6 protein-coding genes are annotated in these 18,721 nt (G+C 59.6%); 2 read left to right on the forward strand and 4 right to left on the reverse strand.

All coding sequences use genetic code 11. The features are described from left to right. Nucleotides 1-97 precede the first annotated feature (97 nt). A complete protein-coding gene (locus GNK13_RS07265; RefSeq protein ID WP_164101842.1) occupies nt 98-877 on the forward strand; it encodes a dienelactone hydrolase family protein in 780 nt (259 codons plus the stop codon). A 13-nt stretch (nt 878-890) separates the two neighbouring features. Here the strand turns inward: GNK13_RS07265 and GNK13_RS07270 are convergent, their stop codons facing one another. The 4 genes from GNK13_RS07270 to GNK13_RS07290 all read right to left on the reverse strand — a co-directional run bounded on the left by GNK13_RS07270 (nt 891) and on the right by GNK13_RS07290 (nt 18,354). Then, nucleotides 891-14,609, reverse strand: coding sequence for an FG-GAP-like repeat-containing protein (locus tag GNK13_RS07270; protein ID WP_203545345.1), 13,719 nt, complete (start codon nt 14,607-14,609; stop codon nt 891-893). A 530-nt stretch (nt 14,610-15,139) separates the two neighbouring features. Then, nucleotides 15,140-16,231 carry a VLRF1 family aeRF1-type release factor gene (locus tag GNK13_RS07280; RefSeq protein WP_164101845.1) on the reverse strand — a complete coding sequence of 364 codons (1,092 nt, stop codon included), beginning with the start codon at nt 16,229-16,231 and terminating at the stop codon, nt 15,140-15,142. 193 nt (nt 16,232-16,424) lie between these two features. Then, complete coding sequence (arsC, locus tag GNK13_RS07285; RefSeq protein ID WP_164101877.1) at nt 16,425-16,775, reverse strand: arsenate reductase (glutaredoxin); 351 nt, start codon at nt 16,773-16,775, stop codon at nt 16,425-16,427. A 562-nt stretch (nt 16,776-17,337) separates the two neighbouring features. Next, on the reverse strand, nt 17,338-18,354 hold the full coding sequence (locus tag GNK13_RS07290; RefSeq protein WP_235934880.1) for a cation diffusion facilitator family transporter: 1,017 nt from the start codon (nt 18,352-18,354) through the stop codon (nt 17,338-17,340). Here GNK13_RS07290 and GNK13_RS07295 point away from each other — a divergent pair. Further along, nucleotides 18,344-18,658, forward strand: coding sequence for a putative quinol monooxygenase (locus GNK13_RS07295; RefSeq protein WP_164101847.1), 315 nt, complete (start codon nt 18,344-18,346; stop codon nt 18,656-18,658). The genes GNK13_RS07290 and GNK13_RS07295 overlap by 11 nt on opposite strands. Nucleotides 18,659-18,721: the final 63 nt, after the last annotated feature.

The following is an 18,721-nucleotide window of genomic DNA, read 5'->3' on the forward strand; positions in this document are numbered from 1 at the left end:
ACTGGCGGAGCGAGTATCCTTCAGCTGTCCTGTCGGCCTTCTGCCAAGGCTGGCGGTCGTCGATTCACTGCCTTTCCTCCAACTCCGGTGCTTCACGATGCGCATCTTCTCCGCCCTGCTGCTCGGTCTGCTGGCTTCCACCTCGCTTCAGGCGGAAGTCCGGACGAAGACGGTCAAATACTCCGATGGCGACGTGGCTCTCGAAGGCTTCGTGGCATGGGATTCCGAGGCGAGTGAGGATCAGCGACCGGGCGTGTTGGTGGTTCACCAATGGCTGGGACTGACCGACTACGAGCGAACTCGATGCCGGCAGTTGGCCGAACTGGGGTATGTGGCGTTCGCGCTCGATATCTACGGTGCGGAAGACCGGCCGGCCGACGTGCAGGAGGCGCGAGAGTTCTCGGGACGCTACAAGCAGGACCGCGAGCTGTATCGTCGCCGGCTCACGCTGGGATTGGAACAGCTTCGCGCTCAGGAGCAGGTGGCGGACGACCAGATTGCGGCGATCGGTTACTGCTTCGGAGGTACCGGCGTGCTGGAACTAGCCCGCAGCGGAGCGAACATCGACGGCGTGGTCAGCTTTCACGGAGGACTCGATTCGCCGTCACCCGAAGATGCTAAGAATATTCAAGCGAAGATCCTCATTCTCCATGGCGCGGACGATCCCTTTGTCCCCGCCGAAGACATCCAAGCCATGCTCGCCGCGTTCAATGCGGCTGATGTCGATTGGCAGATGAACATCTATTCCAACGCAGTCCACTCCTTCACCCAGCCGATGGCAGGTGACGATCCTTCGCGCGGCGCCGCTTACAACGCCACCGCCGACCAGCGGTCGTGGAAGGCGATGCAGCTTTTCTTCGATGAGCTATTTCAGTAACGCCCCAGTGGAGCTACTTCGGTTTCGCGGCGGGATAGCGTCCGATCTCAAAGGGAAGGCCCACACCGACGTCGATACCAAAGCTAAAGCCGGCATCGACAAAGCCGCTTCCTTTCTTGGACACCGCCGCCAGGTTCGCTCCCAGGTCCTGGAAGGTGTAGCCCGCTGCGAATCCGTAGTTGACAGCGGCACCGCCTTGGGAGGCTCCCCCCGATCCCGTCCGGGTCGCGGCACCACCGCTTCCAAATGCCGAGGCATTGAAGGTACCGCTCATGCTTATATAGGTGCCAACAAAAGCACTGCCGGACAGACCGAAGAGACCGGATGAGTAGACGGTTGCGTCACCATAGGATACGCTGAGCCCCACACTTGTGCTAATAAAGTCAGCCGCCGCGCTTTTCGCATCTCTACGGAGCCCGCGACGAACAGCTCCGGAACCCTTGCCACGGGCTGCGCCGGCCCGCGCCCGCAGGCGATCCGACTTCGCCGTCGCCCGGCTTTGGCTGAGAGAAACTTCTTTGCCAAAAAGTTCCTTCGACAGCGTGACGACTCCAATCGTTGCGGTCTCCCAACCCTCGCCGGTTCTGGCCGGGACGCTGGTGAAGTGGCCGTAGCCAACCTTGAAGTCCCCGAGGAAGCTAGCCCCGACCGACAGCGTGGGCCCACTCCATTCGATCGAATCGAAGGCGTACCGCAGAACGGCTCCGATGAGGAACTGCGCCACCCCGACATGGAAGAGCGGGTTCCGCAGCACGTTCGCAACTAGCTGTTCGGTCAGTGGTGACAAACCCGTCGGATCAACTTGCTGAACAGGATCGTTCCAGGCATAGACGTAGTCGTGCTGGGAGATCGGAATGTTCAAACCGCCTTCGAGCGGATCGGGCGAGAGGAACCGCCCGCTGAACGGGTCATAGTGTCGGGCGCCGAGCGCGTAGAGGCCAGCGCCCGCCTCGTAGAGCTCTCCGCGATACATGGGCTCCAAGAGGCTCGTATCTTCCAGTGGCGCGCCGAAAGCATCGAGCTTAGAGGCAGCAATTTCCTCAGCATTCTCGTCGGAATAAGAATCCGCGTCGCCAAGCCCATCCAAGATCGGGTAGTAACTCTGTCCTTCGCGAACGATTGTGGCGATGTCGTTTCCGTAGGTAACCGAGCGAAGGACCGCGCCTGAGGTATCGGTCGTTTCGAGCATCCGGGCGACACCCGAGCTGTTATCGTAGACCTCGTAAGTAGTCACGCCATTGCGGATCACTCCGATGCGGAAGCCGAATGCATCGTAGAGATACTCCTCGCGCGTGACGTTGCCATTCTCAGTCTTGGTGACCGCCGTCAGTCGCCCCGAATCGTTCCACTCATACTCGGTTTGGTTCGCTTCGTCGATGAACCTCCGAACTAGCTGGCCATTGAGGTCGTATTCGTACGTCGCCACCTCGATGGGCGACGTGGATTCGATCAGCCGCCCGTGGGAGTCGTAGCGGTAGGACGTCGTTCCCTCGAGCGAATCAATGCGAGAAGTGCGGTTGCCGAGTTGATCGTAGACGTAACGTATCTGGCGGGGAGACGCGTCACCAACAAAATGGGTCTCCGCGATCAGATAGCCTTGAGAGTCGTAATCGTAAGTAGTCTCTGAGCCATCAAAGGCAACTTCCGAGACGATTCGCCCACGAGTGTCGCGGGTGTAGGTCCAGCCACCGGTCTGTAGCCCCCCGGACTCGTAGACGGCTATCTCCCGGATCCCGCCAAGGGATTCGTACTCGATAGTTTGTCGAGTTCCATTCGGGTGGACCGTCTCGATCAAGCGGTCTTGAGAGTCGTAGCGGTAGGAGGTAACGCCTTCGGCGGTATCCGTTGCTGACTCAAGCAGGCCATTCTCGGTGTAGGTGTAGCTCCGCGTCCCTCCCGAAGTCGTAAGGCTCGCGACGCGGCCGGAATCGTCGTAGGTGTACGCGATGAACCGACTGCCCGAGTCCTCACGGCGAATTAGTCGGCCCTGCGAATCGTGGGTGTAGGTCGAGGTCCCATGCACGCCGGTTGCCGAAGCGAGATAACCAAACTCGTCGTAAGTGAATGTATCGCTCGTTCCGTCGTTTCGGATTCTTGCGATCAGGCGGTCGAACGCATCGTATTCATATCGCAGGCTTGTGCCGTCAGGCTCGGTGGTCTTCACCAATCGACCGCCGAGGTCGTACTCGCGTGATACGGTGGTCTGATCCGGCCGCGTCAGTTCGGTGCGCTGTCCTGCTGCGTTGTACTCGTACCGCGTCGTTCCACCGACCGCGTCCACGACCTCGACCAATTGCTCGAGATCGTCGTATCGGTACTGAGTTATCGCGCCGTCCGCAGTGGTAACGGATGCCAACAAGCCCTTCGCATTGTAGGAATAACGTTTGTCGATTTTTCCATTGACCGATTCTTCCACGACTCGGCCGAGCTGATCGTATTTGTAGCCGTGGGTCAGTCCGTCGGAATAGCGGACCTCAGTGACCTGCCCCATCTCGTCGTAGTCGTACTGTGTCACATCTCCGTCGATGGTAACTTCGGTTACCCGGCCATCGACATCAAAGCGTCGTTCGACGATGCGGCCGTCTTGGATCGTTTGAATTTCGCGTCCGGCGGCGTCATAAACCGACTGGAGCGCCATCGTTCCCCCGATTCCTATCACGCGTCCCGCCGCGTCGTACTCGAGCGGGACTTCGGCACCATATGTTTCGCCTTGGGCGTTGAGCTGCCGGACGGTTGTGGCCCGCCCAATCGCGTCATACTCGATCACTTGCGACTGGCCGTTGAGGAGTTCGACCGTCCGACGGGACCCGTCGTCACTTTGCGTGGTCGCGTAGAGCGGGATTCCGTTGAGCGAAACCCCCTTAACTTCTTCGCTAGAGTCTCGGGAGTACGTCGTCACACGTCCCAAGGGATCTGTGTGTTGGACCACTTGATTTGCGGCATCCCGCTCGACGATCTCGATGCCACCATCAGGACCTTTGATCTGTGTGAGGTTCCCATTGGCATCGTACTGCAGGCTCTTCGTGCGGAGCGGCCCGGCGGCTCCGCCGCTGCTCACGCTGAGCAGCCGTCCGGCGGCGTCGTAGGTGCGAAGCTCGACGGATCCTCCCGGAAGCCGGAGTTCCTCGACCCAACCGTTTTGATCGACGACGGCCGTGGTGGTGTTGCCCATCGCATCGGTCGAGGCGATTCGGTTCCCGCGGGCGTCGTACTGATGGGCGATCGTGCTGCCATCGGGAAACGTTTCAGTGATCACGTTTCCACGTTCGTCGTAGGTGTAAGCTATTGCGGCACCGCTTGGGTAGACGATCCCCGCGAGCCCCGCATCGGCATTGCGTGGGAAACGCGTGACGTTTCCAAGCGGATCCGTTTGTCCAACCAGCAGGCCCCGAGAGTCGCGGGCTTCGAGGTGTCTGTTGCCGAGCGCATCGACGCGAGCCACGCGGTATCCGCGGCTGTCGTACTCGTAGCTCTCTTTCAGCCCGAGTGCGTTGGTTTCCGACACGACGCGTCCGAACGAGTCATATTCAACGAGCGTTTCCGCTCCCGAATCATCGACGACAATTTCAACCAGACTGTTCAGGTCGTAATCCACCGCTACGCTTCTGCCGTCGAGGCTGATGATTTTCTGCAGCCGACCGTCGTCTCCATATTCCGAGCGAACAGGGGTCCGGTTCAGCGGGTCAACGTAGCCGCTCAGGTAGTGTGGCTGGTCCGCCTCGTATTGGAACGTCGTGCGGTTGCCGAGCCGATCCACCTGCTCGATCAGATCACCCGCCGGCGAGTATCGGTACCGGAGCGTTTCTCCCAGCGGATCGGTAATGGAGGTGATGCGCCCCTGAAGGTCACGCCCAATCGAGACTGCGGCCTCGGAACCGTTGTAGGAGATTCCGCTGGAGGAGAAGGTGACCGAGTTTCCATTGCGGTCCGTGGCGCTGAGCAAACTTCCGCTCGTGCCATCGATTCGATAGCGGATTCCGTCTCGGGTCGTCAGCACATAGGCTCCGCCAAAATCGGGGCTAGCCGGGTTGTAAGGGATGTTGCCTGGAGCAAACAGTTCCCCGAGGTCGTTAACTTGCAGGTAGCCACTCGTTCCAGTGCTGAGTGTGCTGGTCACCCCCGGGTCCGGAGTGAAACGCGGTCTCGCGAGCACCAGGTTGTTTCCGCCAAATCCCGGCAGTACACGGATGTCGGGTGTGAACGTGAACCCTTGCCGGCCCTGACCGGGAACGTTCAAGTAGACCTTCACTCCCGGCCGAAGCGGCGAGTGAATGCCGATATCCTCCAATCCGCTATCGGGCAAACTGATTCGTAAATCGGTATCGCGATATTCGAGCCGCCATCCATAACCAAAGTCCCCTTCACGGTCGGACCGCAAGCTGTCGTAGATGCGGGTGATCTCGATCGGAATTCCGGAGACCGGGAGTACGAGGTCCGTAAAAGCTAGACGGAAATTGCCGAGCTTCAGGGCTCCGCCCAGGCCCACGCTGTGCTCGACAACGTTGACGGCGCCGGCTGTCGTGGCGACTTCGAGACGGATGAAGTACTGGTCGTTTTCGAGGAGCGTTGTGTCCCAAACACCCAGTTCGCCGTTCTCAACCGGCACATCGCTGCGAGTGATCTCGGTGTATTGGTCCTGGTCGCCGCGGCGGTAGGACAGCTTGTACTGGGCAAACTGTGCGTGAACCGCTGTGCCTACGATCGGGACCATTCCAGTGACAACACCGTCGTCCGCGGGACTGGAGATTGCAGCCGTTGGGACCGCCTCTCCACTGCCACCCCAGCCTTCGGGAAAGTCATAGTCGAAACTGGTGCTTTCGGTGGTCGTATTGCCATTGCGATCAACCGCGGTCGCTGTCACGGTGATCCGGTCAAAATTATATTCCTCGAACGAAAAAGTTGCGGTCCCTGCAGCACTGAGTGGGATATCGACGCCGTTAGCTTGTACGGTCAGCGCGGTGACCTCAACATTGTCCATTGCTCGGACATAGACCAGGAATGGTCCCTGCCAAGGCAGAATGTTGCGGCTGCCGTCGTTGGGCGTATGGATGACCGACAACCGCGGCGGGAGCGTGTCCTCCACGACTTCCAACGCGAACGACTGAGTCGTTGCGCCGCCCCGTGGATCGGATACGCGGACTTCGAAGTCATGCGTTCCAATATCCGCTTCCGAAGTCTGCCACATCAGGCGTCCAAAGGCATCGACGCTTGCATCCGGCGGTCCGGTCAGCAGTTCGTACGACAGACGATCAAGGTCCGGGTCCTGGGCCAGCAGGTCGTAAATCAGCCGCACACCCGCGGCCACTTCCAGCGGAACCGCGCCGGTGATGGCTGGGAGTCGATTTTCGGCGAGCACATCCAGTTCATACGACTCAATCGCAGCGGCTCCCCCCACATCGGTCACACGCAGGGTGACCACGTGCTTGCCCGCCTGATTCGCCTCCGGAGTCCAATTCACCAAACCACTGGCCCCATCCAAATCGAATCCCTCGGGGCCGCGAATGAGGCTGTAGGTGAGCGGCGTACTTTCTGGATCCGTCGCCGTCAAAGAATATTGATAGACGCTTCCGACGGCAGCGAAACGAGGAGCGACGCTGGTAATCGTCGGGGGTTGATTGGGAACGCCGCCGCGCACCAAAATCGCGAACGCTTGGGTGGCTGCTCCTCCAACACCATCACGTACCTCCACAACCACACCCTGCTGACCTGTCTGATCCGCTTGAGGAGTCCAGGCGATCTCACCGGTGGTCTCCGAAATACTCATTCCTTCCGGTCCGGTCAGCAGTCGGTAGCTGAGCGGATCCTGCTCGGCATCTGTTGCTGCGACCGTGTAGAAGTAGGCATTCCCGACGGTCGCCTCACTCTCGGGCACGCTGCGAATGATTGGGGGCCCGCCTGCTCGACTCACGCGAAGGTTGAAGCGCTGAGTCGCTGTGGCACCGTTGACATCGGTCAGGCTCACTTCCACGCGAGCGTCGCCCAGTTGATCTTCCGTCGGCGTCCAGCGGATGGTCCCGCGCGATGCGTCGATGCTCATCCCAAAGGGGGCGTCGAGCAGCGCAAAGGAGACGAGATCCTGATCCTGATCCACGTAGGCGATGTCGTAGCTGTATGGCTTGCCGATAACTGCCGAGAGGGTTGGCTGCGAAACGATCCGCGGCGTTGCGTTAATGGGGCTTCCAACCACCTCGATCGCCAGTGAAACCGGCTCGGCCGTTCCATCGGCGGTCGTGGCTGTGAGCCGCACGGTGTGGCTGCCGAGTTGTGCGGACGTCGGCCTCCAGCGGATCGTGCCATTGGGATCGATCTCCAGCCCCGTCGGCCCCGTTTCGAGGCTCCAACTCAATGGCCGTCCAATCCGATCCTCGCCGACGATCCGACTCCAGTAGTCCGCAGCGACCGCGGCTCGGCCACGCGGCGGCGTGATCGAAAGAGGCAATTCCGCAGGCGTCGCCGCGATCGCCGTGGCTGTAAAGGTGACCGTCGCCGCAGCCCCAGCCGCATCCCGGACTTCAACTTGAAAGTTCGCCGTCTGCGCCTCACTCGGAGTCCAGCGAAGGCGGCCCGTGGTAACGTCCAGATCCGCATTCGGCGGTCCGCTGAGCAAGGTGTAAGAAAGCTCCGCCCCCTCCGCATCCTGGGCGACAACTTCATATTCGTAAGCGAAACCGACAAAGGCTTCAGCCGGAGGAAGGTGGGTGAACACGGGGGCCGCATTGGGAGCGGTAACGGTCACTTCAAAGCCTTGGAGTGCAACCGATCCGTCGGCTGCGGTGGCTCGTAGGACGATGCTGTGCTGTCCGATTTGGTCGATGGTTGGCCTCCAAGCCACGCGTCCACTCTGCCGGTCGACGCTCAAACCTTCCGGTGCCAAGGATAGGTCGTATGTGAGATCTTGGCCGCCGATTCCTACCGCCGCTGCCGAATAGCGATAGATGTCTCTCGCCCGTATCGTCGTTGTTGGCGAAGTCACGAAGTGCACGCCAGCCGCGACGGATGTACTCGTCGGACGCACTACAAAATTTTTGTCGTCGACGATTGTTTCGCCAGGCACTGTCACCAGATGCTCAGGCTCACCATCTGCAAGGGCCCACCCGGCTAAAAGATCCACCGCCAGCCGGTACTCACCGCTGGAGAGCCCGGAGATCGCATAGCGGCCGTCCAGATCGGTTAGGGCCGCTGGTTCCTCAGGGGCGTGCACTCCGTCGGCGTCCAAATCCGCAAAGACTTTCCAATAGGCGAGCGGTGCTTCATCGGCTGTAGCAACGCGTCCACGGATCTGTCCAAGAGGCAGCGGCTCCATTGCCCAGTCGAGATCCGTCTCCTCACTGGCGGCCACCTCTACCTCAGCGCCAGTGGGGGTTGCAAAACCAGATCCGGGAACAATTCGCACCGGATAACTGCCTGGCAACAAGCCGTTAAACCGGTACTCGCCAGCGGCACTGGTGATGACCCGGGGCTCGGCGGGATCCGGGTAGTGGTTGCCGTTCAAGTCGAGGTAGACCTGCCAGCCCTCCAGCGCGGATTCCCCTGCCACTTCGGCGTCTCGCACGCCGTCCTTATCGAGATCGACGAACGCTTGCCCATGGATGCTGCCGCGAAGTTCCGGCTGAACCGTGACAGTGAAGTTTTGCACGTCGGTCCCGCCGCGGCCATCCTCCACAGCAACGGTAAATTCGAATTCTCCGGGATTGGCCAAACCTGGGGCCGGCATCGGCAGTAGGCCATTCGCCACCCGCATCCCGTGATTTCGAGCTGGCGAATGATCGAGCACGGTAAGAGCATCGACGCTCTCAAACCGATAATCCAAGACGAGACGCGGGTCGCTGTTGTAATGCGTGGACATGCCCTCCCGAATTTCCTCGGGGCTGCGGGCGACATTCCAGATGCGATAGTTGTCGATGATCGCCAGCGTATGGTAGACGGTCGAATCCCCGATCTGGGCGCCAGCGTCCTCTGCGTAGGCAATGGGATGGGGAATCGCAGTCGATCCGAGCGGCTGTCCATCGAGATAGACGGTGGCGACGCGCGCCGGGTCGTCGATGGTCAGAGCGACATGGTACCAGCGGTCCTGCTCCGGAATGAACGGCATCGCGAACCGCAGGTTGTCCTGATAGTTCTCAAATTGCATCTCCAACTCAAGTAACCGGTTCCCCGTGTTGAACAGACCGTAGGCTCGTCCATTCGCTCCACTTTGATTTATCAAGTAAGAGCGATTGTTTCCGGCTACTGGAGTGTGGAAGTTAAACCAACCTTCCACGGTTACACTGGCAGGGCGGAGAGAGGCGTCCGCAGGGATGTCAATGTGACCCGACGAGCCGTACCCAAAAAGGGTAAAACGCAGTGCTTGATCGGTTCGCCCGTCCCAGGTCAGTTCACCTGTGGTGGGATCGATCGAGCTTCCGTGAGGGCCGTCGAGGATCCGATATCGCAGTGCGTCGCGGTCCGCATCAACCGCTTGTACCCGATAGCGGTAAATCTCACCGGCCCCAATTGTTTGTCCATTGATCGAGTCGGATGGTTCCGAAGCGATCAGCGGGGCAGTATTTTCCCGGGCCGGTTGCACGTCGATCTGAAACGTTTGGGTGGCGATGCCGCCCCGACCGTCGTCCGCGGCAATCGTCACCTCATGCAGGCCCACCTGATCCGGAGAGGCAGCCCAAAGCAATTCGCCAGTTTCAGCATGGATGATCAATCCGCCGGGGCCATCGACGACGCTGTAGGTGAGAGAGTCGTCATCGGGATCAACGGCGTCGGAGTCGTAACGGTAGACCTCATTGGGGTCGAAGCGGTTGTAGAGCACGCTGGCTGTCGAGTCGCCACGGTTGGTGACGATGAGATCGATGCGTCCATCCTCGTCGACGTCGCGGAGTTCTACCGCCGTCGGCTGATCGCCGACGCGGACCGCCTGCGGGGCCGCGAATTGCTGCTGACCGCGTCCATAGAAAATGTTCAGCCGATCCTCTTGGGGAACCGCGACCGACACATCGGGGTAGCCGTCGGCATTGAGATCGGCGATGGCCACATCCGCCGGGGCTTCCGGAACGGACAGGTAGACGGGATCTCCAAATGCAAACCCGCCTTCGCCCGGCAGGATCATAACCCGTTTGCTATCGGGGAGGCTGAGGACGAGATCCAGCTCGCCGTCCCCAGTGGCATCCTCCACCGCGAATCGTTCGGGCCGGTCTCCAATCGCGATGGCGATCGGTGCGTCGGCCTCCTCTGTCAAGGGCGCAGCAAGAATCCATACGGCTTGGCTTTCCTCGTCCAGAACCAGCAACTCCGGACTCCCATCTTCATCAAGATCGGCCGTGGTAAGGTCGATCGGCGCAGTACCCACGGGGACTTCCCGAGCGGTGTACCCGCTGCTTACAGAGCCAGAGAAAATGGATACCGATCGTCCCGTACGGTTGGACGTGATGATCTCCGTCGCTCCATCTCCATCCAAGTCGGCCACGTGCACCGCCGTGGGGGCACGGCCGGTGAGCAGGTCTGGCTGCCGCTCAAGTTCACCCAGATTGTTCCCGACAAACAGCTTCAGGCGGTCATTTTGCTGATTGACGGCCAGCACTTCCTCCACGCCGTCCCCATCCAAGTCGGCTGCGACTCCATCAACCAGCCCCGGACGAGCTCCGAAAAACAAGCTGATTCTCGTGCTCCCATGGATAACGTCCTGCTGCCCGTCGTTGTCAAAGTCTCCAAAACTGAGATCATTCGCACCCTGGACCCCGCTGAAGAGCATCGGCTCATCGAACGTACCGTCCCCCCGACCCCGCCGGAAAAACAGCTCCGAATTTCCTCCTCCATTGGGATTGGTATAAATGACGTCGAGATGGCCGTCCGCATCGAAGTCCGTGAGATAACCGACGTCCATTCCTCTGGCGGCACGTGCCGAAGGATAGATCACCGGCTCTCCAAACGTCCCATCACCGTTGCCGAGCGAGACCCGGAAGTCCCAGAAATTGAAGAGAACGAGATCCTCATTCCCGTCCTCGTTTAAATCTCCTGACTTCAGCACCCGAGGTACCGCGGTAAAGCCCAAGAGGTCCGGATAAGAGAACTGCTCGTTTACGGCTGTAAACGTTCCATCGCCGGCGCCTTTGAGGAACACCAGTTTCGCCGAAGGATCTTCAGCTTCTTGTTCGGTAATCGCCAGGTCCAGAATTCCGTCGTTGTCATAATCCGCGATCGCCGTCGTTAAGCCGAACCCGCTGCAATCCAGCCCGACCCCACTGAGCGGCAGGTGCTGTGTCATCGTGAACGCGTTGCCCGGATCGGCTGGATCGTTGAGGAAAATATCCAGTTTGGCTGGCGAGCAATTTGTGCGGGAGAGAAAGTCGGGGAACCCGTCGTTGTTGAAGTCGGCAACTTGCAGATCGGTGGGTTGATAGTAAGTGTCGGCGTTCTCGCTAAAGCCGTTGGCAAAGGTTCCATCGCCATTTCCGAGCAGCGTTGCGTAAGTGACGGTCCTTCCGTACGTCGTTAAAATGTCGGCGATCCCGTCTGAATTGAAGTCAGCTGACACGCCCAAGCTGCCAGGACGCGGCAATCCACTTCCTGGAATCGGATCAGCAAAGGTGCCGTCGCCGTTGCCGAAGTTTGTTTGCGCCATCGTCGGCAGGTAAAAGTCGAGATTTCCATCGAGATCGAAGTCTGCCGCCACGACCGACTGCATATAACCACTGAGCGATGCGGGGAAACCGACCGTTCCGGCAAACTCGCCCGGTCGCGTACCCGGCAGGATTCCCACTCCATTGGAGAAGCTGCCGGTGGTGTAGTTTGCAAGATCGAATATGCCGTCGCGGTTGTAGTCACCAACCAAAACTCCCGCGATTCCACCGCGTGCGGTGGGCGCATAGCGGCGTACGCTGAACTCGCCGAGGCCGTCGTTCTCGACCACAAGGATGGAAGCATTTTCTGGCGAACTGCCGTCGGTGATCCCCAGCACCAGATCCAGGTCGCCATCCCCGTCGATGTCGATCGGCTCGTCGCTACCGGCAGGATTGCCGGGTCTCCAGTCGAGTAGAACCTCGTTGCCGACCTCTGTAAAGGATACGCCGGTCCCGTCACCCGCATACAATCGCCCAACGGAACCCCAGCGGATTCCAATGAAAATGTCTTGGTGTCCATCCCCCGTGAAATCGGCAAGGTATGCAGCGGAGTGGTCGATATAGTAGTTTTCTTCACCGAGAGAGGCGGAGAGGGAAAAGTTCTCATCTCCATCATTGAGCAGGATTTTTGTGACTCCCTGCAGACCTGCACCGACTGCCAGATCCAGGTCGCCGTCCGCGTCGAGGTCAGCGGCATCATAGGGACGTTCGAGCGCCGTTCCGAACGCCGACCCTTGGATCTCGATGATGCTGACGAAAGGCTGGAAACTCCCGTCGCCGTTGCCGGCTCGCCAGCCAAACTGATCGCTCGAGCCATTGCGGCCGATAAGGTCCAGATTCCCGTCCTGGTCGAGGTCGATGAGCCGAAAGTCGTTCAGCGGCACGTCGGGAGTGGTGGTTGTCTCCTCAATAAGTGGCTCAAAGGTTCCGTCGCCGACACCGAGCAAGGTATAAAGCACCGTTTCGCTGCCACCACTGATCCCCCGCTCACGAAGCAGCAATACGTCCGCCGCTGAGTCATTGTTGACATCCTGGACGACCAGATTTCGGTAGGTCCCGTTTCCGTGATAGGGAATCTCGATTTGGAGGGGATCGCCGAAATTCCCATCCAAATCTCCCAACACTCGCACCACTTCGACTCGATTGACGGATTGGCTACCAATCGTCTCTCGCTCCCAAGTCAATGCAATCAGATCAAGGATGCCGTCTCCGTTGAGATCCGCCTGGTCGAGCCCCAGCACGTTGTTGTCGTCGCCAGAGACTCGCAGCGGTGGGAGTCCGACCGGCACCGAATATCCGCCAGCAATGGGACGATCGGTCGGTGTCGGTTCTCCGGTTGAAAGGAACCACGGATCATCAAAGCGGTCATTGCCGCTCCCTGCGTGAATCCCAATTTTCTGCTCACCCTGGTTGATGCTGACCAAGCGGGGGCCGAACACACCGTCGACCGTTGTCACGATCGCGGGGGTGTCGCCGGTCGCGACGGTGGTGATCTCGAACCCGCTCGACGCTGTGGCTTCGGTGAGCGGTGTGGTAACGAAGGTGGGCGGCCGATTCTGGAGCGTGGCGACCACGTCGACCGAAAATGTCTGCTCGACGAACAGCCCAAACGGATCCGTTGCTCGAATGCGGATCTGGTGCCGTCCCACGTCCTCAATCGTGGTCGGCCAGCGCAAAAGGCCGCTCGCCGAGTCAATCTCAGCTCCTACCGGCCCCGCTACCAAGCTGTAGCTCAACGCCTGCCCATCCATGTCCGACGCACTGGCGGCGTAGAGATAGTTTCGCCCAGCTTCGATTCGATCCAGGGGCGTCGTCGAAAAGTCTGTTGGTGGCGAGTTGAGGTTCCCGAAAGCGGTCAAGCGGTAGGTAAATCGCTCCTCCTGGGGATTCGTGAATCGCACCGTCCGCGGACGAGTGGATTCGCCCGGTGCGAGCACTCCATCGATCTGGGCCGACAGATCAAAGTACGGACGCCCGTCGGGGAGGAACCCGTCAGGCTGCATGGCGAAAGTTTCTAGATCGCTGAACCGATCGAGCGCGACGACCAATTGACCGCTGATCGCTTGGCTTCCGCGATTGGTGATCACTAACTCCGTAATGATCTGTGAGCGGTCGGGCGTAAACGATGTCCGGCCATAGGCGGCATGCAGACTGGCCGAAACATCTTCCAGCTGGTCGAACGCTACACCCTGCCCCGCGCTCCTCGCCTCAAACGCGGCAGCGTTTGTTGGCTGCGGCGGAGCGGTCGGTTGTTCCACGGTGCGGACGCCGCGGAGCACGACGGACGATGTCTGATCGTCGTCGTTGTTGAGCAGACGCACGGTCACGCGAACTTCCGTACCCGGCTCCAGGTGAGAAAGGTCGATGCTCAATTGCTGGACGGCCGGTGTCTCGCCAGCCGGTTCGAGGATCGTGGCCGGGCTCAACGCAGGCTCGGTCGCCTCGGACCAATTCAGCGCGGTCGTTCGCCCCACTTCATAGGGATGAACCAAGGGATTTCCGTCGAGATCAGTGACGCTGACCTCGAAGGCATCCTGCATGCGTCCCACCGATTCCGTGGCGAACTGCGGCGTCTCGAATTCTAACAACACTCCAGGCGATTCTCCGCGCAGCGTGAGCTTGCGCGTCAGTTCGGTGCGTAACGAATCTCCTTCCACCAGTTTCGGAAAGCACCCGTCCGCGGTGTACCCGCCAGGCTCCCCGTCATTCGGCGCGACCCCCTCGAACACCCAACCCGGCTCGACCGGCCCACGATTGAGCGCGTTAATCACGATCAAGGCGTCGAGTGGCGATCCGTAGCTGTCGCAGTTGACGTCTAAATAGGGCGGCCGGACTCCGGCGGGGACGTCCTCGATGAAGCGGCCGTTGGCCGGGTTGATATAACGAGGACGATTCAGCTCATTGATGACCTGCAGGGCATCGATCGGCCCCACATGACCGTCCGCGTTCACATCGCGAGCGTCAAGCACATTGTGCCAGATTTGTGAGGCCAGGACTCGCCGAGCCTCGAGAACTTCGAAATGGCAGCGGCGTTGCCGCTTGCTTCGCTTCTTTTGGCTTGGTCGACCCAAACCTGCGGCCACCAAGGAAGCCAGACTTGGACGGGTGTGCGAGCTTGCCATCGATCCGGAGCCCCATTGCAGCCAGTGTCAAAGAACCGTCCCTCTCCCTACTCCGGTCGAATTCTAATTGAATACGCAAGTTGGGGGGGAAACAAGGCGGTACTATTCGCCAGAAAAAGAGCAGTGTGCACGGGTTCACGGACGCATTTGTTCAGGTGGTCCGGTGCGGTGTGTGCCTTACTTGCCTACACTGCGGCGTAGGTCCCAAGCCGACCGAGAAGTCATATCAGCTCGCGGAGAAGATTCAGCGAGCCACCATCGCGGTGACTGGCTATCGCAACCGCGGGATTAAAGATGAACGCAGGCTCGCCGTGCTGAATCCCGCGAATCATGCCGAAAAGACCGCGAGATGCCTGGTCGAAATCAGCTTTCTGACGGAGCCGGGACGCAGCAACGCTGAGTCCGAAGAACGCCGGCTCCGAGATGAGAGATAGAAAGACGCGCTCGCTGAGGCGTTGGTCGAAGCGATCGAGGCTTACCTTTAGCTGATTCCGCTTCGCTCTGATCGGTCAACCGTTTTGCGTTGGCGGTCAGTAGCGAAGCAGCGCGGCGACACCACCGACTTTGGACAAACCAGCGATCGGATCGCTAAATTCGACTCGCGAACTCGTCAGTTCAGCCTGCTTCGCAAAAACGTCCACGAGGTCCAGTTCGAAGACGGACTTGGAGCCGCACTGTTGGCAGGTCTTGGGGGTGCCATGGACGACCCATTCGCAATCCCGGCACTGCGTCCCTCGCAGTTGCGCATCGGTGGTGACGATCGCGGTTTCCACTCGACCCGTCCGAAATGCGTCGAGCACGTCCGTGGCGCCGGTCACCGCCAAACCGTGCCGCTGATACTCATTTTTAATCCGTTCCCACAACTTCTGCTCAAACTCAATTTCCTCAGCGAAGTAGGCTTCGTAGGCCGCGTCGAGCAGTTCGCCTTCGCTCCGGTTTAAATCGAAAGCTTCTTGACCGACGACCTTCTGGGCGAGGTCTTCGGGAAGCTCGTCCTTGATCTCTCGCATCGTCTCTTCAGAACCTGTCAGCACGATCCGTTCGAGACCATGCTCGTTGACCAGTTGTGCAAGCGCATCGACCACCTCTCCTGCGTAGCGGTGCAACTGATTTTCGCGGCGTCGGGAGTAGCGTTTCTGAGACCAACCGCCCTTCTTCACGTGATTCTTGACACCCCCTTTGATCTGGTCCTCAAGCTCCGCCTGATGATTGGTGACCAAGAAGATGCGCGTTGCGGAATTGTCACAGGCGACCAGAGCGAAAGTCTGATACTCGTCCTGCAGCTCAGCGAGCGGGCGGATGTAAGGCGATGGCCCAACGCGGAGTTCGTTAGGCACGGGCATCGAAAGCGGATAGCCACGCACGAAGTCCAGCAGCGCACAGGCGAAGACGCAGACACCCTCGGCACGTACAGGATGCTTCTCCAGCAACTCGTGCACGAGCTGCATGCTCATGTCGAAGTGCTCGGCCTCGTCCGGCATTTCTTCCAGCATTGCTCGCAGCATCCGCTCACGGCTCCGCAGCGATTCGATTCCGTCCTCACCTCGAAAGTAGACCGAGACAAAATCGCGGCCATTGCCCTGCATCTGCGAAAGTTCACGCAAATCGATGTCTTGCAGCATGTTCGTCCGAATCGACTCAAAAAGAGGGGGGGGACCACGGCGAACGCTCGCTGACAGATGGTCGGCTGCACTCTCTGGCAATTTGAGTGCCAACGCCGCACATCATGGCGACGCCTCGGACGAAAAACTGATTCCGCTGCCGCTAGCCGGACCGGTTCCACGGCGGATAAGTCGCGGACCGCCGGCCAGGAACCTACGACTCCAGGATCTCCAGGACCCGTTCCGGGGGGCGGCCGACGACCGCTCTGCCGCGGTGCAGCACGATCGGTCTCTGGAGCAATTTGGGATTCGCCGCTAACGTCGTGAGCCACTGATCGTCGCTCAAAGGCTTCTCCGCGAGCCCCAATTCTTTGAACAGCTTTTCGCCCCTACGAACCAGCTCCACCGGTTTTACTCCCAACATCTCGACAACCTTCCGGAGCTCCGTCTCCGTGGGGGGATCATCCAGATACCGGACTTCCTCAAACTCCACCCCTTTGGATTTGAGCAATTGAAGAGCGGCACGCGACTTCGAGCATCGAGGGTTGTGGTAGATTTTCGTCATCATCTCTCGTGATTCCTAAGTACGGCAGGCCGTCCAGCCTAGTCCTTGCTGCACAGGCTCGCCTCGCCATTTGCTGCCGAAGGGCGGAAATCTGCTGAAGTGCCTCGTGAAGCTCCAATGTTCACTCCCGAAAAAGCGGCCCATCCCATTACTCGCTTTGCGACGCAAAGCAAAAGGTAAGGGAGCGGTGTCAGATGTCAACGGTTCGTTGCCGGCCACAGGTGCCGAATCGGAGCTGGACGGCCGGAGGGCTATGGGCACGAGTCTTATGGCCGCGAATTGCCGAAAGATGGGGGGCCACGAAGACCACGAAGAGCACAAAGGAAACGTGGGGAGCTAAGCCACGGATAAAACGGAGCGTTTGCTTCTGGTTTCTCCCCTTTATCCGCGTTCTCTGAGCTCTCCGCGATCCCTCTCCTTTCCGTGCGTTCTCGTGTCGTCTTTCCGTAGCCACGAATTGCGTTATTCGCGTTATTCGTGGTAGTTGCCTCGGCCACGTGCGCGCCTGGATTCCGTTCGAGTCAGCAATGCCCTGGATGTGCACTTCCCAAGTCCTTGGCGATCAGTGAGGTGCGAGATGGCCGACATGTTCCGGCACATCCCCTTGTTCATCGGGAAATTCGAACTCGAGGGTTGAATGGTCGATCCCGAAGCGGTCCACAAGCAGACCTTTCAAGTCCTTCTTGATCATTTCCATTCTTTCCGCAGCGGATCGCTCGATGACCACGTGGGCTTCGAGCGTGTCGTGCGACTCGTCGAGTTGCCAGAGGTGGACATGATGGATCTCTTCGACATCTTCATGGTCTTCTAAGGCCTGCACGAGTTCGTCGAAATCCAGTCTTGACGGAGCTCCTCCCATCAAGATGCGGGCGGCCTGAGGCAGCATGGTCAGCGCCTGATAAAGCACGTAACCGGCGATCGCGAGCGTCAGCGCAGGATCGACCCAATACTGATCGCCGTAGATGATCGCGAGTCCACCCACCAGGACCGCCACCGAAGCCGCCGCGTCGGTGAGATTGTGAACGAATGCCGCGCGTACATTCAGATTGCCCCGGCTCATCACCCACAGCAGCAACGCGGTGGCGATGTCAACCACCAAGGCAAGCCCCGCAGCCGCCATCATCACCCAGCCGGTGATCTGCTTCGGCTCGAGGAACCGCATCACCGCCTCGTAGATGAGGTACAGCCCCACCATGCCGAGCGCCGTGAGATTGATGATGGCGCCGATCAGTTCTGCTCGACGATAGCCAAAAGTGAATGTCTTGGTCGCTTGGCGACGCGAGACGCGACGGGCGATATAGGCGACGAGCAGTGCCATCGCATCGTTGAAGTTGTGCAAGGCGTCGGCCAGCAATGCCAAGCTACCGGAAACGGCGCCGGCAATGATCTGCCCCACCGTAAGGAGCTGGTTCAGTCCGATGGCCCATAGGAGACGCCGGTCGCTGACCCCGGAAAGATCATGCGTGTGACTCGAGTGGCTGCCCGAGCCATGGCCTGCATGGTTGTGTTTTGAATGGTCGTGATTCAAAATGCTCGTTTCCACTGTCAATTCCACCAGCGATTCCGCAATGAGCAGCACGAAACAGCCAACCTTCGCCGTGGCCGTCACTTTTGAGATCCATCCCGAGCATGTCGAGGCGTTTCGCGCTCGCATTCTAAAGCAAGCGCACGACTCTGTGGAAAAAGAGCCAGGGTGCTGCCAATTTGATGTGCTCACCGACGAGGCGGATCCCACGAGCTTCTTCTTGTACGAGACGTATCTCGATGCCGAGGCGTTCGAAGCACATCAGAAAACGCCGCATTTCGCCGATTACAACCGCACGGTGGCTGATTGGGTCAAATCGAAGCACCTCCGGCGTCTGGTCGTGCGTCAATCGGGTTAATTCCCACGAATATCTGCGGTTCATTCTTACCGCGTCGCTGCGGCTTCCGCGCCTGGGGGCTCT

Origin of the sequence: Candidatus Laterigemmans baculatus, assembly GCF_010367455.1 — a bacterium.
GTDB lineage: Bacteria > Planctomycetota > Planctomycetia > Pirellulales > Pirellulaceae > Laterigemmans > Laterigemmans baculatus.